28 protein-coding genes and 2 pseudogenes are annotated in these 22,079 nt (G+C 62.4%); 13 read left to right on the forward strand and 17 right to left on the reverse strand.

What is annotated here, in order from left to right; translation table 11 throughout:
- Positions 1-55: 55 nt before the first annotated feature.
- Positions 56-193 (forward strand): annotated as a pseudogene (locus M2395_RS31755) (type ISP restriction/modification enzyme); the annotation flags it as partial.
- A 52-nt stretch (positions 194-245) separates the two neighbouring features.
- Here the strand turns inward: M2395_RS31755 and M2395_RS07435 are convergent.
- Positions 246-539 (reverse strand): DUF3077 domain-containing protein, encoded by a 294-nt coding sequence (locus M2395_RS07435; RefSeq protein ID WP_123430896.1) that lies wholly within the window; start codon positions 537-539, stop codon positions 246-248.
- Positions 540-969: 430 nt separating this feature from the next.
- Between M2395_RS07435 and M2395_RS07440 the strand changes: the two genes are divergently transcribed.
- The gene (locus M2395_RS07440) at positions 970-1,638 is read left to right on the forward strand and encodes a phytanoyl-CoA dioxygenase family protein (RefSeq protein WP_123430897.1); all 669 of its coding nucleotides are present in this window, start codon (positions 970-972) and stop codon (positions 1,636-1,638) included.
- 46 nt (positions 1,639-1,684) lie between these two features.
- On the opposite strand, the gene M2395_RS07445 is transcribed toward M2395_RS07440, so the two are convergent.
- A complete protein-coding gene (locus tag M2395_RS07445; protein ID WP_233447077.1) occupies positions 1,685-1,873 on the reverse strand; it encodes a DUF6360 family protein in 189 nt (62 codons plus the stop codon).
- Positions 1,874-1,875: 2 nt separating this feature from the next.
- On the reverse strand, positions 1,876-2,139 hold the full coding sequence (locus M2395_RS07450) for a hypothetical protein (RefSeq protein WP_123430899.1): 264 nt from the start codon (positions 2,137-2,139) through the stop codon (positions 1,876-1,878).
- 213 nt (positions 2,140-2,352) lie between these two features.
- Here M2395_RS07450 and M2395_RS31760 point away from each other — a divergent pair, with 213 nt between their 5' ends.
- A complete protein-coding gene (locus M2395_RS31760) occupies positions 2,353-2,481 on the forward strand; it encodes a transposase (RefSeq protein WP_221181926.1) in 129 nt (42 codons plus the stop codon).
- Positions 2,482-2,576: 95 nt separating this feature from the next.
- Complete coding sequence (locus M2395_RS07455; protein WP_221181928.1) at positions 2,577-3,242, forward strand: hypothetical protein; 666 nt, start codon at positions 2,577-2,579, stop codon at positions 3,240-3,242.
- A 41-nt stretch (positions 3,243-3,283) separates the two neighbouring features.
- Here M2395_RS07455 and tnpB read toward each other — a convergent pair.
- Together tnpB and M2395_RS07465 are read right to left on the reverse strand one after the other, a co-directional pair.
- Positions 3,284-3,538 (reverse strand): annotated as a pseudogene (gene tnpB, locus M2395_RS07460) (IS66 family insertion sequence element accessory protein TnpB); the annotation flags it as partial.
- A gap of 49 nt (positions 3,539-3,587) precedes the next feature.
- The gene (locus M2395_RS07465; RefSeq protein WP_123430900.1) at positions 3,588-4,502 is read right to left on the reverse strand and encodes an SGNH/GDSL hydrolase family protein; all 915 of its coding nucleotides are present in this window, start codon (positions 4,500-4,502) and stop codon (positions 3,588-3,590) included.
- A 234-nt stretch (positions 4,503-4,736) separates the two neighbouring features.
- Between M2395_RS07465 and M2395_RS07470 the strand changes: the two genes are divergently transcribed.
- Positions 4,737-5,165 (forward strand): hypothetical protein, encoded by a 429-nt coding sequence (locus M2395_RS07470; RefSeq protein ID WP_011060992.1) that lies wholly within the window; start codon positions 4,737-4,739, stop codon positions 5,163-5,165.
- 191 nt (positions 5,166-5,356) lie between these two features.
- On the opposite strand, the gene M2395_RS07475 is transcribed toward M2395_RS07470, so the two are convergent.
- The 4 genes from M2395_RS07475 to M2395_RS07490 all read right to left on the reverse strand — a co-directional run bounded on the left by M2395_RS07475 (position 5,357) and on the right by M2395_RS07490 (position 9,696).
- Complete coding sequence (locus tag M2395_RS07475) at positions 5,357-5,815, reverse strand: hypothetical protein (protein WP_015635386.1); 459 nt, start codon at positions 5,813-5,815, stop codon at positions 5,357-5,359.
- Between the two features lie 210 nt (positions 5,816-6,025).
- Entirely contained in the window at positions 6,026-8,206 is a 2,181-nt protein-coding gene (katG, locus tag M2395_RS07480; RefSeq protein ID WP_123430901.1) for a catalase/peroxidase HPI, read from the reverse strand.
- A gap of 214 nt (positions 8,207-8,420) precedes the next feature.
- Positions 8,421-9,020 (reverse strand): HD domain-containing protein, encoded by a 600-nt coding sequence (locus tag M2395_RS07485; RefSeq protein WP_077933991.1) that lies wholly within the window; start codon positions 9,018-9,020, stop codon positions 8,421-8,423.
- Positions 9,021-9,138: 118 nt separating this feature from the next.
- The gene (locus M2395_RS07490) at positions 9,139-9,696 is read right to left on the reverse strand and encodes a helix-turn-helix transcriptional regulator (protein WP_185057790.1); all 558 of its coding nucleotides are present in this window, start codon (positions 9,694-9,696) and stop codon (positions 9,139-9,141) included.
- Positions 9,697-9,885: 189 nt separating this feature from the next.
- Here M2395_RS07490 and M2395_RS07495 point away from each other — a divergent pair, with 189 nt between their 5' ends.
- Positions 9,886-10,227, forward strand: coding sequence for a low molecular weight protein tyrosine phosphatase family protein (locus M2395_RS07495; protein WP_041752202.1), 342 nt, complete (start codon positions 9,886-9,888; stop codon positions 10,225-10,227).
- 1 nt (position 10,228) lies between these two features.
- Positions 10,229-10,675 (forward strand): hypothetical protein, encoded by a 447-nt coding sequence (locus M2395_RS07500; RefSeq protein WP_233447078.1) that lies wholly within the window; start codon positions 10,229-10,231, stop codon positions 10,673-10,675.
- 178 nt (positions 10,676-10,853) lie between these two features.
- Here the strand turns inward: M2395_RS07500 and M2395_RS07505 are convergent, their stop codons facing one another.
- Positions 10,854-12,041 (reverse strand): PrpF domain-containing protein, encoded by a 1,188-nt coding sequence (locus M2395_RS07505; protein WP_123430903.1) that lies wholly within the window; start codon positions 12,039-12,041, stop codon positions 10,854-10,856.
- 411 nt (positions 12,042-12,452) lie between these two features.
- On the opposite strand from M2395_RS07505, the gene M2395_RS07510 reads away from it, so the two are divergent.
- Positions 12,453-13,040 carry an AidA/PixA family protein gene (locus tag M2395_RS07510; RefSeq protein WP_065363866.1) on the forward strand — a complete coding sequence of 196 codons (588 nt, stop codon included), beginning with the start codon at positions 12,453-12,455 and terminating at the stop codon, positions 13,038-13,040.
- Positions 13,041-13,085: 45 nt separating this feature from the next.
- Here M2395_RS07510 and M2395_RS07515 read toward each other — a convergent pair whose 3' ends face one another.
- The 4 genes from M2395_RS07515 to M2395_RS07530 form a co-directional block, all read right to left on the reverse strand.
- Entirely contained in the window at positions 13,086-13,706 is a 621-nt protein-coding gene (locus M2395_RS07515; RefSeq protein ID WP_123430904.1) for a LysE family translocator, read from the reverse strand.
- Between the two features lie 87 nt (positions 13,707-13,793).
- Positions 13,794-14,444: a DUF2239 family protein gene (locus M2395_RS07520; protein ID WP_041117830.1), complete on the reverse strand. Its 651-nt coding sequence runs from the start codon at positions 14,442-14,444 to the stop codon at positions 13,794-13,796.
- 45 nt (positions 14,445-14,489) lie between these two features.
- Positions 14,490-14,720, reverse strand: coding sequence for a DUF3079 domain-containing protein (locus M2395_RS07525; protein WP_123430905.1), 231 nt, complete (start codon positions 14,718-14,720; stop codon positions 14,490-14,492).
- Positions 14,721-14,791: 71 nt separating this feature from the next.
- Positions 14,792-15,244 carry an Lrp/AsnC family transcriptional regulator gene (locus M2395_RS07530; protein ID WP_011060976.1) on the reverse strand — a complete coding sequence of 151 codons (453 nt, stop codon included), beginning with the start codon at positions 15,242-15,244 and terminating at the stop codon, positions 14,792-14,794.
- 242 nt (positions 15,245-15,486) lie between these two features.
- Between M2395_RS07530 and M2395_RS07535 the strand changes: the two genes are divergently transcribed.
- The 5 genes from M2395_RS07535 (at position 15,487) to M2395_RS07555 (ending at position 18,686) form a co-directional block, all read left to right on the forward strand.
- Positions 15,487-16,104 carry a LysE family translocator gene (locus M2395_RS07535; protein ID WP_123430906.1) on the forward strand — a complete coding sequence of 206 codons (618 nt, stop codon included), beginning with the start codon at positions 15,487-15,489 and terminating at the stop codon, positions 16,102-16,104.
- A 9-nt stretch (positions 16,105-16,113) separates the two neighbouring features.
- Complete coding sequence (locus tag M2395_RS07540; protein ID WP_123430907.1) at positions 16,114-16,590, forward strand: MaoC family dehydratase; 477 nt, start codon at positions 16,114-16,116, stop codon at positions 16,588-16,590.
- 254 nt (positions 16,591-16,844) lie between these two features.
- Positions 16,845-17,246: a hypothetical protein gene (locus M2395_RS07545; RefSeq protein ID WP_015635375.1), complete on the forward strand. Its 402-nt coding sequence runs from the start codon at positions 16,845-16,847 to the stop codon at positions 17,244-17,246.
- A gap of 95 nt (positions 17,247-17,341) precedes the next feature.
- The gene (locus tag M2395_RS07550) at positions 17,342-17,896 is read left to right on the forward strand and encodes a UPF0149 family protein (protein ID WP_072442139.1); all 555 of its coding nucleotides are present in this window, start codon (positions 17,342-17,344) and stop codon (positions 17,894-17,896) included.
- Between the two features lie 91 nt (positions 17,897-17,987).
- Positions 17,988-18,686, forward strand: a complete 699-nt coding sequence (locus tag M2395_RS07555) for a hypothetical protein (protein WP_053158053.1) — start codon at positions 17,988-17,990, stop codon at positions 18,684-18,686.
- A gap of 92 nt (positions 18,687-18,778) precedes the next feature.
- Here M2395_RS07555 and M2395_RS07560 read toward each other — a convergent pair whose 3' ends face one another.
- The 3 genes from M2395_RS07560 to M2395_RS07570 form a co-directional block, all read right to left on the reverse strand.
- Complete coding sequence (locus tag M2395_RS07560; protein WP_123430908.1) at positions 18,779-20,386, reverse strand: alpha/beta hydrolase; 1,608 nt, start codon at positions 20,384-20,386, stop codon at positions 18,779-18,781.
- A 474-nt stretch (positions 20,387-20,860) separates the two neighbouring features.
- The gene (locus M2395_RS07565) at positions 20,861-21,448 is read right to left on the reverse strand and encodes a hypothetical protein (protein ID WP_053158049.1); all 588 of its coding nucleotides are present in this window, start codon (positions 21,446-21,448) and stop codon (positions 20,861-20,863) included.
- Positions 21,449-21,464: 16 nt separating this feature from the next.
- Complete coding sequence (locus M2395_RS07570) at positions 21,465-22,073, reverse strand: hypothetical protein (RefSeq protein ID WP_041752195.1); 609 nt, start codon at positions 22,071-22,073, stop codon at positions 21,465-21,467.
- Between the last annotated feature and the right edge of the window lie 6 nt (positions 22,074-22,079).

Consider the following 22,079-nt stretch of genomic DNA (forward strand, 5'->3'; position numbering starts at 1 on the left):
TGCAAGCGGGTGCACAGGTCGAGTGCAATTTCGCACATGAACTCCAACGGTTCCCTTGAGACAAGTCAAAGTACCATCGCTTCGCATTCCTGAGGCGGCTTGGGATCACTTGGTCAACGGCAAGGCCGCATTGGACTGGATGATGGAGCGCCAAACGGTGCGTACTGACAAAGCCGCAAGCAATAGAGACACCGCTTATCAAGCATCGATAAGCGGCGTTTCTATCTACCTCATGCGATGCTGCCCTAACTCAGAGTCCCTGCCTCATGCCCTCTTCCCCCCAACCCCAAACACACATCATCAATCACTGCCTTACCCATTTCCGCCAAGAAGTGCGAAGCCCAAGCATAGAGCTCACCCTGCTCTTCCATAGCGGCATCCAGCGCAAGTTTCTTAGCGTAGTACAACAAAGTAGAGGCATGTTCCAACGCCTGCTCCAAAGGCACATCTGCGTTCACGCGAAACATTGTTAGTTCAGGATCGGCACAACTGCCAAAGGTGACGAAACCCAGTGTCTTGACTGAAGCTGAAGTGCTCATCGGACACCTCCTACAACAGCCAGGAGACGGGTATTACGAAGGGAAGATCCACACAGATTACGGGCGTACATGATTGAAACTCCCATATCGGTAATGAGAGCTGCAACCTTCGTTCTCAGGCGAGTGGGTGGCAGCTGTGCGCGGGCTGAGAAACCGGAGATACAGGAACCCGGCAGACCCGAAGGTCTCCCACGCACAGCCGCCATAACACGAACAGACGGGCACAAAAATGCGCCTGCATTCATGGGCGGGCGCTTGTGCGCCTGCATCTTACCGGGTTCTCAGGCCCGGTCGCTGATTTTGCAGCGACCGCAGCAGACTAGGCGGTCTGCTCAGGGTCCGGCAACCGCTAAACCGTAGCCGGTTATGTCGCTCGGATTAGCGAGCCGTTATGCTTTCCCCCACCCCGGATAAGGACATCTGCCCCCTCATGATCGACCGCGAACACCTCCATCAAAACGGCTATCTGTTGCTGCGTCAGGCGGTGCCCGCCGACTGGCTGGATGAGCTGCGGGCCACGTTCGAGGCGGGGGTGATTGCGCCTGAGCAATGGCCGGTGCCTCGGGGCCACGATTGGCGGCATGCGCTGGTGGATCTGGATGCACGGGTGCAGGCGGTGTGTCGCTTGCCGGCGCTGTTGGCGGTGGCCGGGGAGTTGATCGGGGAAGGCTTTTTTCTGGCTCAGGTGGAGGGCCGCGAGCCGTTGGCGGGGGGCGGTCATCAGGTGTTGCACCGGGATCTGTCGGAGCAGCGCCTCGGTGACCGGGTCACGGCGCTGGTCTATCTCGATGACTATGGGCCGGCCAATGGCGCGACGCGCATCGTGCCCGGCAGTCATCGCCCCGGGGAGCGGTTGGCGCCCTTTGATTTCAGTGATGAATCCCGGGTGGTGCAGTTGGCGGGCAATGCGGGGGACGTGCTGCTGTTCGATGCCGATCTGGTGCATGGGGCCAGCCTGAACCCCAGTGGTGCGCGCCGTCGCAGCTTGCTGGTCAGCTATTGCGCCCTGGGGCTGTATGAGTCCCATCTGCAGACGCTGGGCCTGCGTGCTATCCGCATGGACACCAGCGAGCGTTTCGAACCCGCGGATTTTGTCTGAGTGGGCTCGGGCGCCAGGGGTGCGTCAGCCGCAGCGTGGCGCTCATTCAGTCGGCCAGGCGGCTGGCCAGACGTTGCAGTGCCTGGGCCAGTTCCAGGGCCTGCTCCGCCGTCAGTTCCACCGGGTCGTTGTGCGGGCTGATGGCCTTGAGATGAATTGAACTGCCCTGCTCTATCCATAGGCGCACGGCGCTCTCGCTGCTCTCGAAATAATCCGTTGTGTTGTCAACCGACATGTTCATTGACCTTGTGCGTGGGCGCTGGCCAGTTCCAGCAGGCGGGTGAAGTGGGCGATGGCGAAATACAGGTCATCGCGGGTGTCGCCGTCCCAGTCTTCGACGGCTTCCCTGTCTGCCTTGAGTGAGGCGATGCGGGTTTTGATCTCGGCGATTTCCGCCGCGCCGCACTGGGTGGCGATGGCCTCCCAGCGTTCCTGGGGGATGTTTTGCTGGACCGAAAGCCCGGCTTTGGCTTGGGCGATCAGTGCGGTGAGTTGGCTCATGGGGTATTCATCCTGAAAATGCAGCCTTTGAATCGGGGCGCGATCGCGGGCTGGAATGTGCAGAGGCGCAGCGTGTGCGTCAGGCGCTTTGAGGCGGGTCACTTTATCGGTAAGCGTCTGGGCAATACACCTTCCTGACCCCGACGCCAAAGGCGATGGTGTACACCTCAATTTAAGTGGACACCCTCTCTAGCCTTTTAAGCGGGTCTTTCCATGCAGTCACAACGCCGTTCCTATTCCAAATCCTTCAAGGCCCAGGTTGGCCAAGAATGCGCCCAACCCGGCGCTTCGATTGCCAGCGTCGCGCAGAAGCACAGTATGCGTCTGGCCGTCCCATCCTGATGGCATTGTCAAGGCATGAACAACCTTCAGAGAGCTGTGGGACACCTTAATTGGCTCTGTAGAATATGGTGCATTGGGTGGAGGGAATTTTTAACATGCTTTTACTTTTAAGTCTTCGTGACGTTATCGAAGCCCTGGCGACCTGTGATAGCAATAACGATGTCTGGACCCGCTACTCATGGGTCTATGTCAAGGACGGGGTACCGCTGATCGAAGCTCGCTTTTACCTTTCTTCGCCCGAGGAAGAATCGAATAGCGTACCCGGCGAGAACGGTGAGCAAATGCCGGCCTTTGCCGTAGCACACGGCCTTTCGTATTGCCTTGAAGCTGCCGACTTTGTAGATGTACTGAGCGTACAGAAGCGTCAGCAGCCGCTCTCACAACTTGAGGACTATGCCGCTGCGCTTGAACACTACGCCGAGCGAGACGCCTTTCTAGATCGGGGTGAGTTCTACAGTGGTCGGTGCGTGGATCAACAGCCGTTGCCAAGCATTTCACGCGACTTTTTTCCCGAATACGATCTTCAGCTGGATACGTGTCCGGCTGATCGCATCCGAGATGCTGCGCGCGTCATCGCTAAATTGCTGCACATAAGTGTGGCTGATGCTCTCGCGCGTTGCAGGAGGCTGCCGGTGATTCTAGAGGAACGCACCGACTCACAGGGGCGCGTGCGGATTGAGACACAATTCATCGCTCTTTCATTGCCGCTGCAAATAACGACACACTGGCCCCTTGCCTGGCTTCCCGGAGTTGATCCGTAAGAAGTCGATGAACGCGCACCGCCACTGCCCATGCGTTGCCAGGGTAAACCCAACACCAAGGCCTGAAGTTGCTCGGTATTCAACTCGAGTTCAGGGCCTTGGCGAATGCCTGGCCAGTGGAACTTGCCTTGGTTCAATCGGCGAGCAGCCAGCCAGATGCCAAACCCATCATGCACCAGCACTTTCATGCGATTGGCGCGGCGGTTAGCAAACAGATAAGCACAGTGCGGTTGCGCCGCACCGAACACGGCAACCACCCGGGCCAGCGCAGTTTCAGTTCCGGCGCGCATGTCCATGGGCTCGATAGCCGGGCAATGCTGACCGGCTATGGGCGGATAGAGAACCTCAACGGCTCGCTTTTAGCGTTTCAAGCATCGCCTCGGCGGCCAGGCTGTGGACTTTGCGGGTCGGGTGCCATTCATCCCAGTAGTAATGGCTATCCGGATCCGCACACACGGGTTTGACGTCCGGGTAGGTGGCTTGGCACGGGGTATCCAGATCCTTCAGGCCCGCCACCTCGGGTGCCGCGCGAAGCGTGTTGCTGAAGGCCAGGTGGTCGAAGTAGCCAATGCTCACGTGATGGGCGTTAGCCAGTGTTGTCAGCACGGCGGGCAGTTTTTGTTCGAGTATCTGCTGGTATTGCGTTGCGTTCTTGACTTGATTGCCCTGCACCACAGCCGGCACATGGCTCAAATCCGTGGTCCCCACCACCATCAGGTGCTTCGCCCCTGCGGCGATCAGCGTCTCGGTGCTCTTCTGTATGTTCGCCACGCTGTTCTGGCCAAGCACGTCGATCGTTTCTGGGTGCGCGAAGTCGGCCCATTCAAAAAAGTCGTTGGCTGAGATGAAAATGAAATACAGCGCATCCGGATCCGCCTTGTGTGTTTTAGCGGCTTTCAGGTGATCGGCGATTTGCCCGAAAACCCCGGTGTCGCGAGAGGGCTGCATCCAGGCGTAGTAGTTGCCGTTGCCGCTTTTGGCGCCGCCAATGGCGTAGTCGGTCAAGGGGACTTTCAAGGCCTGCGCCAAGTGCTCGACCGCGGTGGGGCCATTGCTCCAGCGTCCCTGCCAATACAACGAACCGGGCAGCTCCTGTGCATCTTTGACCTTCTGCGCGGCCATGGTTCGGGTGAAGGTTTCACCCGCGCCATTGTCAGAGTAGCTGTCACCGAACGCATAGAGATGATCGTAGCCAGGGCCGCCAAAGGCGGTTGCGGCAGTCATGGTCAATAGAGCGGCCAAGCAAGCGCGTCGAATCATTGAAAGTCTCCCGGGTGGTGCTCTTAGACTACCGGTGGCGACGTTTTGCCTCGCCACGCTTGCGACCTGTATTTAGCCGAGGGCGCAAAGAGTGTGCTGTTCGCGACAGGTCAGTGGCGGGTGAGTCCAGCGTGTGCGCCGCTTTTTTTATCCCGCCTGTTGCCTTGGGTGCTTGGCAGCGCCGCACGGGTCGGCTTCAATAACCGCCCCTTTTCATGTTCAGGAGCTAGAAGGATGCAGCTTTATTACCGTTGGGCGGCCGCGTGGGTCATGGCGTGGGTACTGGGAACCGGGCTGGCCCAGGCCGAGGAACGGCCACAGGTGGCGGACAAGATCCTGGCCTACACCGGGCCGCACGGGGTGAAGGTCTGGACCTTGCGCATTGGTGAGCGCAGCGCCAACCAGGCGTTGGTGCAGGTGGAAGACGCCGACCACGACTGGAACATGCGCATTCAGAAAATGAACGTGGAGCAAACCGACCGCGACACCCGTTACTTCACTCAGGTGGACGGGCAGAAGTTCGTGGTGCTGCTGCTTCAGGAAGGCTATGGCGAGCTGCATCTGCCGGGTGAGGCCAAGCCGCTGAAGGTGGGCTATGACAGCAACCTGTCCAGCTATGGCGATGCCCAGGCGTTTCTTAATGAGTACCTCAAGGCGAAGTAAGCGCTTGGCGGGCGCTATATGGCCCGCCTTGATTGCCGCCAGTCGTGCTCGAAACGCCTCGATCGCGCCGGCAAAAACGCCTCCCTAGGGAGGCGTTATCGTTTTACCCGGTCTGAAGTGGCCTTGAAGCAGATCAAGCGACTCGGGGCCATCACCTGCCGCTGCCTATCAGTCAGCGACCCTGCGCTGCATCAGGTGCGTTTGAAAAACAACATTGCGTCAACGAACCGCTGAGCCTTCTGCTGCGTGTCGACCTGCGAGCTGTTCAGCACGCCACCTGCCTGGTTCCTGGTCTGTACGACCCAACGACCACGCTTTGAGTAGAGCGTGACGCTACCAATCGAGTTGAAGTAGATACGGGTTTGCACCGCTTTGGAGGAAGTCTTGGAGCTGCCGGCTGCTATGGCTCCTACACCGATAGGCGTTGCACTTGCAAAGCCACTGGTAGCAGAAATAGTCCCACTTCCGTAGCCAATGTATTCATCCGTGAAGAACACTTGTTCGGGCCTGGTTTTCAGCGGTTGTTCCATCAGTACCTGTTCAATGATCGATTCCGCCTGACTCTGTGTGATAGGCAATGCCTTGTATTCAACAACCTTTGCTACGCAACCTGTAAGTAACAGTAGCGCTGCGATGACAATAGCTTTCATCCCTGACTCCCTGAATTGATGCAGGGCATTTTGCCATAGTGGACCCAGCACCGCGCGAGTTCGCAGAGCCTTTTGCCTGACACTGATTCTGCTGCTGGGGGGAACAAGAGGGGTCGAGGAATTCGCCAGCACTTGCCACAGACAGCCGTAGCCCTCGACCTGAATACTCAAGTCGAGGGCCACAAGTTGCTGGACGTTAATCCCTTGCCCTCAACGCAAATCGAACCGATCCAGGTTCATCACCTTGTCCCAGGCGGCGACAAAGTCCTTCACGAACTGCTCACCCGCATCCGCCGCTGCATACACCTCGGCCAGGGCCCGCAGTTGCGAGTTGGAGCCCAGCAGCAGGTCGACCCGAGTACCGCTCCATTTGTATTGCCCCGTGGCGCGGTCGCTGCCTTCGTACTGGTCGCGGGCCTCGGACTGGGGTTTCCATTGGGTGCCCATGTCCATCAGGTTGACGAAGAAGTCATTGCTCAAGGTGCCCGGGCGTGAGGTGAAGACGCCGTGGGGCGATTGCCCGACGTTGGCCCCCAGCACTCGCAGGCCGCCCAGCAGTACGGTCAGTTGCGGGGCGGTCAGGGTCAGCAGTTGCGCTCTGTCCACCAGCAGGGCTTCGGCGGTGACGCCGCTGACCGGTTTGAGGTAGTTACGGAAGCCGTCGGCCATCGGTTCCAGCACGGCGAAGGATTCGACGTCGGTCTGTTCCTGGCTGGCGTCCATGCGCCCCGGGGCGAAGGGCACGCTGATGCTGTAGCCGGCATTTTTCGCCGCCAGTTCCACCGCCGCGCAACCGCCGAGGACGATCAGGTCCGCCAGGGACACGCGCTTGCCAGTGCTTTGCGCGCTGTTGAAGGCGCTCTGCACCGCTTCCAGGGCGCGCAGCACCTGGGCCAGTTGTGCCGGTTGGTTGACCTCCCAGTCTTTTTGCGGGGCCAGGCGAATCCGTGCGCCGTTGGCGCCGCCGCGCTTGTCCGAGCCGCGGAAGGTCGAGGCCGAGGCCCAGGCGGTGGACACCAGTTGCGCAACCGACAGGCCGGAATTGAGGATCTGGCCCTTGAGCTGCTGGATGTCCTGGGCGTCGATCAGCGGGTGGTTCACGGCGGGAATCGGGTCTTGCCAGATCAGTTCTTCGGCCGGCACTTCCGGGCCCAGGTAGCGGGCGCGCGGGCCCATGTCGCGGTGGGTGAGTTTGAACCAGGCCCGGGAGAAGGCTTCGGCCAGTTGCTCGGGGTGCTCATGGAAGCGCCGGGAAATCGCCTCGTAGGCCGGGTCGAAGCGCAGCGACAGGTCGGTGGTGAGCATCGACGGCGTGCGGCGTTTATTCGGGTCGTGGGGGTCGGGCACGCTGTCGGCCCCGGCACCGGCTTTGGGCCGCCATTGGTGGGCGCCGGCGGGGCTGGTGGTCAACTCCCATTCGAAGCCGAACAGGTGGTCGAAGAAGTCATTGCTCCAGCGGGTCGGGGTGGTGGTCCAGATCACTTCCAGGCCGCTGGTGATGGCGTCGCCACCGACGCCTGTGCCGAAGCTGCTGTTCCAGCCCAGGCCCTGCTCTTCCAAACCGGCGGCCTCCGGTTCCGGGCCGACGTGGCTCGCCGGGCCGGCGCCGTGGGTCTTGCCGAAGGTGTGGCCGCCGGCGATCAGGGCCACGGTTTCTTCGTCGTCCATGGCCATGCGGGCGAAGGTTTCGCGGATGTCCCGGGCCGCCGCCAGCGGGTCGGGGTTGCCGTTGGGGCCTTCCGGGTTGACGTAGATCAGGCCCATCTGCACCGCCCCCAGGGGGTTCTCCAGCTCGCGGTCGCCGCTGTAGCGCTGGTCGTCGAGCCAGGTAGTTTCGCTGCCCCAGTAGACGTTGTCTTCCGGCTCCCAGACGTCCTGGCGGCCACCGGCAAAGCCGAAGGTCTTGAAGCCCATGGATTCCAGGGCGACGTTGCCGGTGAGGATGATCAGGTCGGCCCAGGAGATCTTGCGTCCGTACTTCTGCTTGATCGGCCAGATCAGCCGCCGCGCCTTGTCCAGGCTGACGTTGTCCGGCCAGCTGTTGAGCGGGGCGAAGCGCTGCTGCCCGCCCCCGGCGCCGCCACGGCCATCGGCAATGCGGTAGGTGCCGGCGCTGTGCCAGGCCATGCGGATGAACAGCGGGCCGTAGTGGCCGAAATCCGCCGGCCACCAGGGTTGGGAGTCGGTCATCAAGGCCAGCAGGTCGCGCTTCACTGCGGCCAGGTCCAGGGTGTTGAATTCGGCGGCGTAGTTGAAATCTTCCGCCATGGGGTCGGACAGGTGCGAGTGCTGGTGAAGGATCTTCAGGTTCAGTTGGCCGGGCCACCAGTCACGGTTGCTGGTGCCTTCGCCGGCGGTGTGTTTGAACGGGCACTTGGATTCATCAGACATGGATCACTCCTTCGATCATCCCTGCCCGGCCGCTCGACTGGGGCCCTAGGAGGGATGGGCGTTTGAAAAGCGTAGTGAAGGACAAGCGAAGGTAAAAATAGCTTCGCTTGATGACCCTGGCAGAAAAAAACCATGACGCCTGCAAGGTTTCTGCGCGGGGCGCCCTGCCCCCTGGGAACCTGCCCTGGATCTGGCGAGCGGCGCCCAGGCTTGTTTAGCGCAGCCGATGATGAACCGCGGCCTGAGCCTGGGCGTCCAGGCGGCGCTGGGTATCGACGTCGATCTGCTGGCGCAGGGCCTGGAACAGCGGGCTGGCGTCGGTGTAGCGGCGGCCGTAGCCGAGGTTGAAGCGGTAGTCGAAACCCGCCGGGTTCTGGCCCTGGGTGTGTTGCAGCAGGGTTTCCAGCTTGTCCAGGGCCTTGACCGCGCGCGCCTCGTTGCTGGCGGCGCCTTCGTATTCGTCCCACAGCTCCAGCAGGTGCTCGCGGGCCGGGGCGTCCAGGGCTCGGGCCAGCAGTTGCAGGTCCGCGCGCTCCTGCTGGCTCTTGTCCGGGTGGGCAGCCTGGGCCACCGCCGGGATGTCGCCGTGAATGGCCTCCCCCAGGTCGTGGACGATGCACAGTTTCAGCACCCGCAGCAGGTCCAGGTCCCCCAGTTGGTCTTCGAACAGCAGCGCCATCAGGCACAGGCGCCAGCTGTGCTCGGCCGTGCTTTCCTGGCGGCCGCTGGAGGTGTGGGCGCTGCGCAGCACGTCCTTGAGTTTTTCCGCTTCACGGAGAAAGTCGAGGCGGCCACTGAGAAGTTCACTGTTCATGGAAAGACCTGCGCGGGTGGGCAAAACACAGCCGGCACTGAAAGGCGGCGAGCGATGGCTAACCAGACTAGCCAAGGGGTGCTGCCGGGGCCACGGATAAAATATCCGTGGCGCCGTTTCAGAGGGTTTCCACCAGCCGCACGGCGTTGCCGTCGGACAGGTTGAGGCGGGTCCAGCGGCACTGGCTGGGGGCGATGGGCACGATGGCCGAATCGTTGTGGCCGCTGAAGAATTCCAGGGACGGCGGGGCCAGTACTTCGCGCCAGCCCAGGTCATCCAGGGCGGCTTCCTTGCGCACGATTTCCTCGGTGCAAAAGCCCCACAGGGACTGGCCCAGCAGCTCACTCAAGGGCACGCCGAACTGCCCGGCGCGGGTGGCGGAACAGGCCAGCAGGCGGTGGGTCAGGTCGCACACCAGGTGCACGGCGCGCGGGCTGTCGTTCACCAGCCGCGCCAGGGCCTGGTCGGCGGCGGCGCTGAGGTTGGCCGCCAGCAGTTGTTCCAGGCGCGCACGCTCGGCCGGTTCCATGGTCTGCCGGCCGTTTTCCCAACGGGAAATGCTCGACTGCGCCACGCCGAACAGTTCGGCGGCGTGCTGCTGCTTGACCCGGTGCAACAGGCGCCAGCGCCTGAGGGCCAGGCCCAGATGGGGGGAGGTGAACAGAGCTACGGACATGGCCTGGGCGATGCGAGTAAAGGGGCCGGCAGTTTCGCAGCCTCGGCGCTTGGCGGGCAACTTGCGCCGACCAATGCAATTGGTCCGGCCCGCCACAAGTTGCTGGACAGTGCAGTAAAAGCCCCGAAAAATCAGCGTCTTTGCCCTGCCCTCTACGGGCCGGGCGTCTGTGCCAAGGAGTTCGGCCCAATGCTCAATGTCCTGTTTGTCTGCAGCCAGAACAAGCTGCGCAGCCCCACCGCCGAGCAGCTGTTCGCCGACTGGCCGGGGATCGAAACCGCTTCGGCGGGCCTCAACCACGACGCCCAGGTGCCCCTGGGCCCGGAGCTGGTGCAATGGGCCGGGCTGATTGTGGTGATGGAAACCCGGCACCGGGAAAAACTGCGCAAGCGCTTCAAGGCGCAGTTGAACAACCAGCAGATTGTGTGCCTGAACATTCCCGATGATTACGAGTTCATGGACCCGGAACTGATCCAGTTGCTGCGGCAGAAGGTGCCGCAGTTTCTTCCCGATGGCGGCGAGGCTCGCTGATATGCCCCTGATATTCAGGGCCCCACCTGAGCTGCGGGTGGAGCTGGACATCCTTGGCTACCAGTTCCCCGGCAGCCACGATCACCTGGACGCCAACTGGCTGATGGTGCAGGGCCGCATCGAGCATCCCCAGGGCGACTGGCGTTTCAAGGATGCCTGCCTGAGGACTCACGAGCTCGATCAGTTGGCCCAGTGGCTACAAGCCCTGGATCAGCCCGAAGGCCCTCCCCGGCCCAGCTGGTTCACCGAGCCCTGCCTGGCGTTTCACTACCTGGGCGGCCCCGAGCCGCAGATCCAGATCCACTTTTGCCTTGAAGCCGCACCGCCCTGGCTGAACCCGGAGCAACGGCTGGACGGCTGCCAAGTGACGCTGCCCCTGGCCTGCAATTCCGTGTCTCGGTTGCTGGCAGGGGTGGATGCCCTGCGCCGAGATTTCCCCCAGCGCTGAACCACAGCCGCCCGTCTGTAGCCGCTGCCGCAGGCTGCGATAGGCACCGAAGGGGCCTCGGCGCCAGGGGGATCGCCTGCGAGCCTGCGGCTCGTGCGCAGCCTTCGGCAGCGGCTACAAGAAGCGGGGCACGCGCAGGGTTGGACTCTGTGTGGCCGCGAAGGAGCCTCGGTGGTGGTTAGACGGAGCCGAGGGCGGCGATCAACGCTGGGGAGGCGTTGTACAGCGGTGTACTGCCCTGCAGCAGGATCTGCGCGCTGCGCCGGTAGGCAGCGCCATCGATCAGCAGCTCCCCGCCGGCCAGCCGGGCATTGATCAGGGTCTCCAGCACCCCGGCGGGGTTTTCAATTGCCAGCGGGTACTCGCCCGGCTCCTCGCCTATCACCGGCGCCCGCGCCAGCAGGGCGTGGGCCACGGTGCCTTCGGCCAGGCAGGCCGCCGCCAGGCAGCAACCGCCGGACACCGCCAGGGACGGGTGGGCGTTCTGCGGGGTGAAGTAGCGGGTGGCAATATCCCCGCCCTCTCGCGCCGGGCTGACGATGCAGATCTTCGGGATGGTTTCGCTGCGCCGCAGGTCGTCGGCGCTCATCAGGCTGCCATCGCGCTTGCGCAGACCCATGCGCAACCCGCCCAGCACCATCAGTTCCAGCAGGCGCGCCTTGAATTGCGGGTCGGCGTCCAGCTGGGCCGGGGTTTCCTCGCCGGTCTTGCCCAGGTCCAACGCGCGCAGGATGACCATGGGCACCGCCACATCGATGCAGGTGGCGGCAATGCCGTCCAGCAGGTCGACCCGTTGCCCGGTGGGAAACAGCGCGCCGGTCTTGGCCCCCACCGGCTTGTCGAGAAACAGGTCGACCCCGGGAAACACCCCGTTGACCCCGGGAATCCGCGTGTCGCTCAGCAGCCGGCCATTGGCGAAGCCCAGGCGCGCATACATCGTGGTCTGGGTGTTGCTGTTGTAGATCTCGATCTGCCCACCGCCCTCCCCGGGTTCCAGCCAGCCGCGCTGCAGGGCGTACAACGGCAGGGCCGCGGACATGTTGCCGCAGTTGACGCTCCAGTCGATGGCGCTCTTGCCCGCCGCCAGTTGCGCCAGGGTGCTGACCATGCGCGTCTCGCCGGGGCGGCGCTCGACGATGAACACCTTGTTGCTGGTGGGCCCGCCGCGCCCCAGGCCGGTGATCTGGCTGTTGCCCGGCCACTCGCCATGCAGCGGCACGCCCATCAGGTGGCGCAGCAACTCTTCCACCAGGGCTTCGTCCCGGGGCAGCGCTTCGCGGGCCAGGATCAGCCCGGTGGAGGTGCCGCCACGGGCGTGGCACACGGGGAATTCAGGGATGGCAGCAGGCTTGGGCAGATCAGGCATGGCGGGCGCCTCCAGGGTGGGCGAATGGAGCAGCCCCTTGTCGCACGGGCAACGGGCGGCAGCGCAGCATGATAAACCGTCGCGGCCGATCCCGGGGCCTGTCGCTTGGCGATCCGGGGTCGCCCGATTGCGCATCGTGCCCGGGGCCGATCAGCACCTGGGTCTTGGCACGGGTGCTACAGGCTTGTAGCCCGAAGCGGCCAGGACGCCCTCACGGCGCTTTTTTGACCGGCCCATTTGACTAACAGTCTTGAGCTTCTAGATTCCACTGGCGACCTCATGGAAGTGCATTTCGCCCGGTGCCCGACAGCTGTTGCGCCGCGCCCGGATGCTCGGTGGCCGCACGCTGCACAGCCGATGACACCCGGGCCTGGATCGCCAGGCCCATAGCGCGACAACAGGGAGCCGGACATGAACGAAAACATCGTGGATATCCTTGTCACCATTGACGTGGACACCATTCTGGAAAGCAACGGCAAGACCTTCGACGGCGGCAACACGCTGACCTTGAGCCAGCACAGCGCCACCCCCACCCAGCTCTACAACTACTACAGCAACGGCCAGCGCCTGTCCGACCAGGTGGTCTACATGGTGGCCCGCCGCGACAACACCGACGGGCCGGACGGCGGCTCCGAACTGGCGGTCAACCTGCGTCAGGGGGACATTGTCCGCTGGCGCGCCACCAGCCTGTCAAAGGGCATGTACAACGCGGTGCTGCTGTACCAGTACACCCAGACCAACCCGGTACCGAGTGCCGGCAATCCGCCCTATCTGACCGACGTCACGCCGGTGGTCCTGGACAGCACGCCGCTGCCCATCATCGACAAGGACAACCCGGCCGGGCAGCCCATCGCGCAAAGCGTGCAGAACTACTACTGGCAGGCCAACGCCACCCGGGTCGGCTCGCGCATTACCTACACCTGGGCCTTCATGATCCTGGACAGCAACAACAAGGTGATCGCCTACTGCTCCTGGGACCCGTACTTCTCCATCCACTGATGGCCATGGCCTCTCCCCGTTGCGGGGAGAGGCTTGCTCCAGGCTTCAGGCGCGCCGGGCCAGTAACAGCACCGAGGCCGCCGCCGACAGCAACGCCGCGCAGCAGCGATTGAACAGGCGCTTGCCCGCAGGCTCGCTGAACCAGCGGCGCATGTGCAGGCCCATCAGCGCATAGGCGCTGATGGCGATCCACTCCAGCAGCAGGAACAACAGCCCCAGCACCAGGAACTGCGAACCCACGGGCGCCCCGGGCTCGACGAACTGCGGCAGAAACGCGGTGAAGATCAGGATCGCCTTGGGATTGCCGATGGCCACCAGAAACTCCTGCCGGCTGAGGGCCAGCAGCCCGGACACCCGGCTGCGCTCCGCACTCTGCACCTGGGGGGCCGCGGTCCACAGCTGATAGGCCAGGTACAGCAGGTAGCCCGCGCCGAGAATCTTGATCCCGTAGAACAACAGCTCCGAGGCTTGCAGCACCACCGCCAGGCCGGCGGCGGCCAGGGCGATCATCAGGGCGAACGCTGCCAGGCGGCCGATGCCCGCCAGGCACGAGGTGCGAAAACCGTAAGTGCTGGCATTGCGCACCGACAGCAGGTTGTTCGGCCCGGGGGCCATGTTCAGGGCGAAACAGGCCGGGATAAATAGCGCCAGGGTGGCGAGGTTCATAGGCACTCCAGAATCGGCAAGGCGTCGTTGTTGACCGACAAGGAACATAAAACGCCTGGGCACCGGGACACAAGCCAGCCCCCGCGATTACGCCCCGGCTAGGCGCAAGGCATAGGCACGGATGTCCTGCGGCCAGTCCTCGATGCACTGTTGCAGGCGCGCCAGGTCCGCGGCGAACAGCGCCCGGGTGGCTTCTTCATAACCGGGAAGATCGCCGCCCATGGCCAGCATGAACTGGTAGGCCGCCTCTTGCGCGGCCCGCTGGCGCTGCGGTTCGGCGCCATGGCGCCGGGCTTCGTCCACCAGCCGGCGCAGCACCGCCGAGGCGCCACCGGGCTGCTCGGCCAGCCAGTCCCACTGGCGCGGCAACAGGGTCACTTCCCGGGCGATGACCCCCAGCTTGGGTCGCCCCCGCCCCCGGGGCGCAGCCTCTTCGCCCTCGACCGGCGCAGCAGCAGGCGGGCGCGGGCGATAGCGCCCGTTGCCCGGCGCCGGCGTGGCGGCCAGGCGCTGGCACACTTCGTCCGGGGTGCCCCGCAGGTCGAGGTCGATGACCCGGCCGCTGGCATCGTCGAACACCAGCAACGGCTGCGGCGCCGCCTCTTCGCTGGCACGCTTGACCGCCAGCGCGACCTCCAGCAACGGGCCGGCCGCCAGCACCTGCTGGGCCTGAAACGCAGTGACGGGTCGGGTAAGTGAGTCGGACATGGTTATGGCCTCAAGGAAACGAGGCTGCATATTACCCGGGTATTAATAAGGCAATCAATAATACCCGGGTAATATTTAAACGGCGGTCGGCCCTCGCAACTGCCGCTGTGGGGCCGGCTCGCTGTCGGCGGGCATCTCGATGCCCCAGTCGCCGTCCAGGTACCAGTCCTCCCCGAGCATTTCCGCCGGGTGCATGGTGCGATCGGAACCATTGCCGCAAGCCAGGGCATTGGCCGCGCAGTAGCGGTCGCAGCCCCAGCAGATCCGCTCGGGGTGTTTGGGGCGCAGGGGAAAGGGCTTGGCCATGGCGGCTCCCGGAACCTGGATGAAGGAGCCTGCACCTTAGAACCTGCGGGGCCTTCGAGCCTTGATCCCGATCACAATGGCAGAGTGCGGTCCTGGATCACCTGCTTCATCACCAGGGTCGAGGTCAGGCGCTGGACGTTGGGCAAGGTCGACAGGCGTTCGTCATACAACCGCTGGAACGCCGGCAGGTCGCGGGTGATCACCTGCAGCAGGTAATCGGGTTCGCCAAACAGCCGCTGCGCCTCGACGATCTGGACAATGCCCTGCAAGGCAGTTTCGAAGGCCGCCACGGCCTGGTGATCGCCCTCGCGCAGGGTGACGAACACCATGGCCGAGAAATTCAGCCCCAGGGCGCTGGGCGCCAATTGTGCGCGATAGCCCAGGATCACCCCGGACTGCTCCAGCGCCCGTACCCGGCGATGGCAAGGGGACAGGCTGAGACCGACCCGCTCGGCCAGGTCGGTGACCGACAGGCGGCCGTCGGCTTGCAGCTCGGCAAGAATCTTCTGATCAATCCGATCCATTTGAATAATTCTCCCCATTCGAAGGTTTGCAGTTGAAATATTAGAGAAAAAATCCCCCTCGATCTTCACTATTCTTTCTTCACACCTTGAAGCCCCTGCTCACCGCAGCTGTGCGGCGGTCGAGCCCCTGATGCCCGTGAGAAAGCCCCATGCCCTCCCCCCTTGCCAAGCCGCACCCTGCGCTGCCTAGCGCGACTGCCTGCCCCGCCCACGCTACCTGCAGCCAGCCGAGGTAAGCCAGCATGGAACCGAGCATGTTGGCCGCGTTCTGGGCAGTGTCGCTGCTGTTCGTGATCACCCCCGGCGCCGACTGGGCCTATGCCATCTCTGCCGGGCTCAACGGCCGGGTGGTGATTCCCGCGGTATCCGGGCTGCTGAGCGGGCACCTGCTGGCGACCCTGGTGGTGGCCGCCGGGGTCGGCGGGCTGGTGGCGCGTTACCCCCTGGCCCTTGCGGGCCTGACCGTGGCCGGTGCCGGCTACCTGCTGTGGCTGGGCGTCGGCCTGCTGCGCCACCCGTCCACGCCCCAGGCCGGCGCAGGCCAGGCCGATGCTTCCTGGGCGCGCTGGTCGTTCAAGGGCCTGGGTGTCAGCGGCCTCAACCCCAAGGTATTCCTGCTGTTCCTGGCCCTGCTGCCACAGTTCACCAGCCCCGCGGCCGCCTGGCCGGTGTCGCTGCAGATCCTCGCCCTGGGGCTGCTGCATGCCTTCAGTTGCGCGGTGATCTACCTGTTGGTGGGCTTCGGCTCGCGCACTGTTCTACAGGCGCGGCCGGTGGCGGCGCTGTGGGTCAGTCGCCTGTCGGGCGGGTTGATGGTCCTGATTGCGCTAGTGTTGCTGGCGGAACAACTCCTGGCTTGAGGAGTACCCATGCACAGCTTCAGACAACGAGCGGCTCGCGGGCTGCAAAGCGGTGACAGCTTCAGCCTGTCGCGATGCTTCACTCCCCAGGACATCCAGCGCTTTGCCGAGATTTCCCGGGACTACAACCCGGTGCACTACCACCCGCCCTTCGCCGAGGCCCGAGGGTTTCGCGAACCGGTGGCCCATGGCCTGCTGACCGCCAGCCTGGTGACCGAGATCGGCGGGCAGATCGGCTGGCTGGCCTCGGCGATGCGCTTCCAGTTCCGCCGCCCGGTCTATGCGGGGGATACCGTGACCTGCCGCTGGCTGATCACCGAGGTGGATGCCCGGGGCCGGGCTACGGCGGTCATCACCCTGAGCAACGAAGATGGCGTGATCGTGCTCGAAGGCGAAACCCGCGGCGTGCTTCCCGGCGAACAGGAACGGCAGTTACTGAGCCAGATGCTCGCCGAAGGCGACCCGGGCAACCCCTTGGCTCGGTAGACCTCAAGCCCTGCGACGCACCCGAAGCCCCCTTCGCTGGCAAGCCAGCGCCTACGCAAAGCCCCACCACTACCCCACCTCGTAGGAGCCGGCTTGCCGGCGAAGAGGCCCTCAAGCCCTGCGGCGAACCCGAAGACGCCTTCGCTGGCAAGCCAGCGCCTACACAAAGCCCCACCACCACGCCATCTCGTTGGGGCTGGCCGGGCACAGAATTTTCTCTGACAGCGGCTACGGGATCGCTATGATGGATCACCATGAACCCCAGCCCCGCGATCCGCCAACCCTGTCCGCCCGGCGCCTGCATTTGCGAGCGCGAGCAGTTGCTGGACACCCCCGGAGCCGACCTGCGCATCCTCAATCTGACGCGCCAGGAGGAAAAACGCCTGCTCGAACGCCTGGAAAACCTCAAGGACCTGGCGGACCTGGAACACATGCAGCGGCGGATGTACGAACAACTGGGCATCCGCGTCCAGATCAGCCCCAGTGACAACGTGGTCCGCAGCATGCGCGGCATCGCCATTTCCCTGGGCGAGTTGCCCGGCCTGTGCCGCAAGACCCGGCAATCGATCCCGGCCGCCATCCGCCGGGCCATGGAGCAGCGCCCGGAAATCGCCTACCGCCTGCTGGACTCCCAGGACCTGTTGCGCGGCACCTGAGGGCCGCGCACTCAAGCGCCGCCCATACCGTTCAAGGCTTGCAGCCCGGGGCCTGAACCCGGAAACTTGCCGCTGCTTTTTCCAGGACTTCTCTCATGCAAAACACCCCATTGAACGCCGCCGATTTCGAAACCCTCGAAGACACCCTGCTCAAGTACGGCGACGACCACTCGGTACTCAACCCCTGCGAGCTGGACGGCTATTTCACCGCGCTGGTGTCGGGCCCGACCCAGGTGGATATCGCCGAATGGTTCCCGGCGATCTGGGGCGGCGAGAACCCCAATTGGGAAACCCCGCAAGAGTGCCGGCAGTTCATCGACCTGTGCGTGCGCCACATCAACACCCTGGCCGAACAACTGGCCAGTGATGCCCAGGGTTTCCATGCACGTTTCGAAACCACCGAACACCAGGGCCAGGACCTGCTGCTGGCCGAAGAATGGTGCTTTGGCTACCTGCGTGGGGTGGCCGTGGGCAACTGGCCGCAGATGCCGGCACCACAGACCGGCCTGTTGCAGACGATCATCGACTGTGCCGAACAGGACAACTTCGAACTGCCGGCCGACCTCGACCTGGACCAGCATCGCCAGCAGGTAGCGGCCATCGAACCGGCGGCGCGGGCGCTGCATGCCTATTGGACGGCGCAGCGCTGAGGCTGACGCCAGCAGAAGCACCACGGGGGCCCTAAGGGGCAAAAAAAGGCAGACTTCACGCTCGGGGAAGTCTGCCAGCCAAGGACGGATAATGCTCATGTTCAAATGCATCAAGAGACTTTTCAGCCGGAATGCGCCAGCGCAGCCGCAGCCGCAGGACATTCCCGCACCCGCCGCCCCACCGACATTGGAGGAATATCTGTCCGGCTTGCCAACTTGCGATCATGAGCCCGACGAGGACTTCTATTACCGAACAGAAGCGGCTGACCAATGGACGCGATACTTCTCAAGCGAATTCACCATACCCTGCCGCAACCAGGGAGGAGGTCATTCCCAAGACCTGACGATGAACGAAGCGCTGAAAAATTACGCAGCCGTCCATGGTCTGGTGTACGTGTTCTACTACTACAGCCCATTCCCCTATGCACAAACGAAGATTGCCTCGCACCATAAGGAGTGCATTGAGGCTGCCTCAGGGCTGATCTCGCCTTACAAACATTGGATGCTCCTGTGCTTTCTGGCTCGCTATAAAAAAGACACCGCGGCGTTGACAGGGCGAACAAGCTTTGCCGATGGGACCCAAAACGATCAAGAGTGTCGATACATCATTTGCGATCCCCCCTGCCTGACCATTCCACGACAGGACATCCAACTTCACTTGAATGGTCATTGGTACTCATTGCCGGCCATCACCGATTTAACTCTAGGCCAGCTCATGGTGACTTGGCGCGATGATGCAACCTTCTGCGCTTCACGAGCCGCTTCACTACTCCAGGCCGTGAAAGTCTGATCAAAGGTCCATTCCCGTTTTAAGCAGGCATGGTGTGCGCCATGCCTGCAAAGCTGGGTGCGCTTCAACAGGGTAGTAGTAAGGCCCTCAGATCATTGGGTAGGCGCATATTCCTCAATCAGTTTCCACAGCAAACGGCCCATCGGTAGGCGGTAGATATCGCTGTGGGCCCCTCCTCCGGATCCCGGCGAGTTGAATTCGGTAATACCGTTAGAAGCGTCGATATAGGCCACTTTTCTGTCCGGGCCGGTGCTCTTGAACGGCTCGGCGCAGCCTTGCTGACCGTGCTTGCAGACTTCGAACCGACCTCCTGGAACTGCGGATGTGTCAGAAGCCGTCATGCACTCGAATATGCGCTGGTACTGGGGGTCGGTCGTATCGCAGGCCTTGTGGTATGAGCCGATCGATCCGGCAGGATCGGTCCAGACGATAAAGGGGGCGCCGGTCGCCGAATCGTTGGTGGCTGCAGTCAGCACCACCTTGGTCTTTTGAAGATGCCCGTAGTCCCGATAGGGAGCGCCTTCACGTCCGAGGTCCGGGGCAAAACGGTTGATGCTCATCGCCCCTTGCAAGCCAACGGCCAGATCAACCGGGCTGGTGACCATCGGCTGATCGGGGAACTGACTGCCAAGAGGCACCAGGGCCGGTGAACTGAACACCGCGCGAGTCATGGCGCGCGCCCCGAAACTGTGGCCTAGCGCAACAACCCTGGCCTTGCTGCCAGAGGCCGCCAGGCTGCGCGGAATGGTTTCGTTGAGCATCTTGTTCAGCCAGGACAAGCCTACTTCGTCCGCATCATTGGCCTTATTTGAATAGCTGAATACGTTGCCGAAGGAGTTGGACCAATAAGACGGCCAGGTCACGCCAATGACCAAGGGGCGGAAGTGACCAGTCACCTGATCATCGACCAGCGGTTTGATTGCCAGCGTCCTGTCGATCGGACTTTCTTGCTGTCCCTTGGCCGCTTCCAAAGAAGCGGCCATCAAGTTACCAGCCAAGTCATTGAAATTTCGTATTGCTTCTTGTTGGGCAGTGTTCCAGCCCATGACAATCACCAGAACATGGGTGTAATTACCTTGCCGAAGGTCCTGGGTCAAATTATTTTCCAGCGATAGCAGCGCATACTTTCCATAATCGTAAAACTGATAGGCATGGGCATCCACCTTGTCCAGGTTGGTGGATATTGAGCAGGCATGCCAGTCACTTATTTTCGCCAGATCATAGTTCTTTTTGACGAGTGATAATTGCTTTGCCGCGTAAGCGTTATATACAAAGCAATGATTCTTTGAAAGATAAGGATCACTTGCCCCGGCGGTGTCCTTGGCTATCGAGTTTTTTATGATGTGCGAAATGAACATCGCCTTAGAGTCACTTTCCTGAAATCTCCTGATCTGACTTGGTGTTCCCCAGCGGCTTGGTTCTTCCGCGCTGATGTATTGGCCGCTCCGTACGAAGCTGACCTGGGGATTAGCCTTGGGGCCGCCGACGATGGCCTGTGGGCTTTTTTCAATGGCCACGACATACCCTGGGTAATGCAAGGCGGTTCCGGATGGAAAATACAGGCTGGAATGGAAGTTTTTTGCATTGGTGCTATCCAGTTGCAATGCCGACTCATAAGGCTCCATGACCGACCCGGGTCCGGAACAACCAGCAACTCCTACTCCCAAGGCAATCAGGCTTAACCATTTGAGACGCATCATAACTAACTCCCTGGATCACTCCTGACCCTTATACTGACCTTCGCGCCGTAGACACATTAGTTAGAGGCAACGTGGACATCTTGCCTAGTCACAACACCACTATAGTCAGCAAGCGGCATTCAGCCAGCATCTCGATATATAAATATTAAGACTTACCTCTAAAGCCTTTTCCACATGAGATCAACTTTACTTCAACACTCCGACCTGCCCTCACTCGCTAGCACAAATCAAATTTAAATCCAGCCACTACTTGAAAAAACCTATTCGATAGCGAACTTATAGTTAGGCGACAATCAACTTTTACTTAATAAACACAAAAATAATCAATTACTACAAGATCAACTACGCCGGGCTCTGGCCAGTGCAGTGGCATGAGAATATTGGTTCCGCTGCTGGCCCGGCCCATGAGAAACGCCGCTGGCCCTACCCGGGCCAGCGGCGTTTTCATGCCTGCCATCAGGTGCTGCGCGGGGGTTACAGCAACTGGCGTTGCACCGCTTCATCCAGGGTGCTGCGGGCCAGTTGCTGGACCACGTCGCGGGTATCCGCCTGGAAAGGAATCGCCACGATCAGCAGCAGTTGCATCCAGGTGCGCACCGACTCGCTCTTGCGAATCCGCCCCAGTTCCTTGCCGTCCTTGTCCTTGAACACCGTCTCCAGGGTGAAGGTGTTCTTCGCCGTGGACGGGATGATGAAGAAGGTGGCGCCGGTGATGATGGCCGAGGCCATGCTGAACTGCTCGTTGTTGTACAGGGTGGCTTCGGCGTACAGGTCCGACTCGACCTTGTCGGTGCTGACCCGGGCAAAGCGCCCGGACTGGCGGTAGGTATCGGCCACCGCCGCTTCCCAGGCGGCGGCCGGGGCGCCGGCGGCAGCATTGGCCGGGCCGCCATTGACCTGGTTCATCGCGGTGGTGCGCACGAAGGCCGTGGGTTTGTGTTGCTCCGCCTGGGCGGTGGGTGGCCAGGCCGTGACCGGTGCCAGTTCGTGTTGCGAATAGGACACGCAGCCGCTCAGCAGTACCGCGGCCAGCACCAGTACGTGCTTGATGGAACCGAACATGTGACGCTCCTTGATCCTAGTGCGCCAACCGGGCGGTGGCGTTGTCGAGCAATTTGGCAACCAGCTCGTTGAGCTGCTTGGCGCCCTGGGTCGGGGCCCAGTATTCGCGCCCATAGAGACCGACATTGCGCTCGAACTTGAGCTGCTCCCTGGCGCTGGCCAGTTCCTTGCCGTCGCGATCGACGATCGACAGATCACCGGCCAGGTCGAAGCTGTCGACGTAGATCGGGCCATTGACCCAGATCCACAGCGTCAGGGTCAGCAGAGCCCCCGGTACATAGCCCGGGTGCGGCCCGCGATGGCCCTTGAGGGAGGTCATGTTGAACTTCAGCACCACGTCGTTTTCCCCCAGGCGGGTAGGAAATTCGCTGAGTTGCTGGAAGTAGCCGGCGCTCTTGACGTAGGGCGTCAGCTGGGCGGTCAGGGAGCGGCTGATGGCGGTACGGGTGGCTTCGTCGATACCGGCGGCGGAAACCTGCACATCGGCGATTTGCGCGGTGCGCGGGCTGCTGGCAGGCGCGGGATGCAGCGGTGCGCCCAGGGGGCCGGTGACGTTGTAGGACACACAGCCGGTCAGCGCCAGGGTGGCGACAAGGGCGGTGGCCCTGAGGAGGGTTCTGAACACGAAATA

It is taken from the genome of Pseudomonas sp. BIGb0176 (assembly GCF_024810175.1).
Classification (GTDB): domain Bacteria; phylum Pseudomonadota; class Gammaproteobacteria; order Pseudomonadales; family Pseudomonadaceae; genus Aquipseudomonas; species Aquipseudomonas protegens.

Excerpts from the sequence above, each read along its gene's own strand:
- M2395_RS07545 (WP_015635375.1), top strand. The coding sequence starts at position 16,845 with ATGAACCCCAGCCCCGCGATCCGCCAACCCTGTCCGCCCGGCGCCTGC.
- M2395_RS07520 (WP_041117830.1), bottom strand. The coding sequence starts at position 14,444 with ATGCAGCCTCGTTTCCTTGAGGCCATAACCATGTCCGACTCACTTACC.
- M2395_RS07560 (WP_123430908.1), bottom strand. The coding sequence starts at position 20,386 with ATGATGCGTCTCAAATGGTTAAGCCTGATTGCCTTGGGAGTAGGAGTT.
- M2395_RS07490 (WP_185057790.1), bottom strand. The coding sequence starts at position 9,696 with ATGTCCGTAGCTCTGTTCACCTCCCCCCATCTGGGCCTGGCCCTCAGG.
- M2395_RS07465 (WP_123430900.1), bottom strand. The coding sequence starts at position 4,502 with ATGATTCGACGCGCTTGCTTGGCCGCTCTATTGACCATGACTGCCGCA.
- M2395_RS07555 (WP_053158053.1), top strand. The coding sequence starts at position 17,988 with ATGCTCATGTTCAAATGCATCAAGAGACTTTTCAGCCGGAATGCGCCA.
- M2395_RS07550 (WP_072442139.1), top strand. The coding sequence starts at position 17,342 with ATGCAAAACACCCCATTGAACGCCGCCGATTTCGAAACCCTCGAAGAC.
- M2395_RS07540 (WP_123430907.1), top strand. The coding sequence starts at position 16,114 with ATGCACAGCTTCAGACAACGAGCGGCTCGCGGGCTGCAAAGCGGTGAC.
- M2395_RS31760 (WP_221181926.1), top strand. The coding sequence starts at position 2,353 with ATGCAGTCACAACGCCGTTCCTATTCCAAATCCTTCAAGGCCCAGGTT.
- M2395_RS07445 (WP_233447077.1), bottom strand. The coding sequence starts at position 1,873 with ATGTCGGTTGACAACACAACGGATTATTTCGAGAGCAGCGAGAGCGCC.
- M2395_RS07485 (WP_077933991.1), bottom strand. The coding sequence starts at position 9,020 with ATGAACAGTGAACTTCTCAGTGGCCGCCTCGACTTTCTCCGTGAAGCG.
- M2395_RS07515 (WP_123430904.1), bottom strand. The coding sequence starts at position 13,706 with ATGAACCTCGCCACCCTGGCGCTATTTATCCCGGCCTGTTTCGCCCTG.
- M2395_RS07565 (WP_053158049.1), bottom strand. The coding sequence starts at position 21,448 with ATGTTCGGTTCCATCAAGCACGTACTGGTGCTGGCCGCGGTACTGCTG.
- M2395_RS07495 (WP_041752202.1), top strand. The coding sequence starts at position 9,886 with ATGCTCAATGTCCTGTTTGTCTGCAGCCAGAACAAGCTGCGCAGCCCC.
- M2395_RS07510 (WP_065363866.1), top strand. The coding sequence starts at position 12,453 with ATGAACGAAAACATCGTGGATATCCTTGTCACCATTGACGTGGACACC.
- M2395_RS07530 (WP_011060976.1), bottom strand. The coding sequence starts at position 15,244 with ATGGATCGGATTGATCAGAAGATTCTTGCCGAGCTGCAAGCCGACGGC.
- M2395_RS07475 (WP_015635386.1), bottom strand. The coding sequence starts at position 5,815 with ATGAAAGCTATTGTCATCGCAGCGCTACTGTTACTTACAGGTTGCGTA.
- katG (WP_123430901.1), bottom strand. The coding sequence starts at position 8,206 with ATGTCTGATGAATCCAAGTGCCCGTTCAAACACACCGCCGGCGAAGGC.
- M2395_RS07500 (WP_233447078.1), top strand. The coding sequence starts at position 10,229 with ATGCCCCTGATATTCAGGGCCCCACCTGAGCTGCGGGTGGAGCTGGAC.
- M2395_RS07535 (WP_123430906.1), top strand. The coding sequence starts at position 15,487 with ATGGAACCGAGCATGTTGGCCGCGTTCTGGGCAGTGTCGCTGCTGTTC.
- M2395_RS07450 (WP_123430899.1), bottom strand. The coding sequence starts at position 2,139 with ATGAGCCAACTCACCGCACTGATCGCCCAAGCCAAAGCCGGGCTTTCG.
- M2395_RS07525 (WP_123430905.1), bottom strand. The coding sequence starts at position 14,720 with ATGGCCAAGCCCTTTCCCCTGCGCCCCAAACACCCCGAGCGGATCTGC.
- M2395_RS07505 (WP_123430903.1), bottom strand. The coding sequence starts at position 12,041 with ATGCCTGATCTGCCCAAGCCTGCTGCCATCCCTGAATTCCCCGTGTGC.
- M2395_RS07440 (WP_123430897.1), top strand. The coding sequence starts at position 970 with ATGATCGACCGCGAACACCTCCATCAAAACGGCTATCTGTTGCTGCGT.
- M2395_RS07470 (WP_011060992.1), top strand. The coding sequence starts at position 4,737 with ATGCAGCTTTATTACCGTTGGGCGGCCGCGTGGGTCATGGCGTGGGTA.
- M2395_RS07455 (WP_221181928.1), top strand. The coding sequence starts at position 2,577 with ATGCTTTTACTTTTAAGTCTTCGTGACGTTATCGAAGCCCTGGCGACC.
- M2395_RS07435 (WP_123430896.1), bottom strand. The coding sequence starts at position 539 with ATGAGCACTTCAGCTTCAGTCAAGACACTGGGTTTCGTCACCTTTGGC.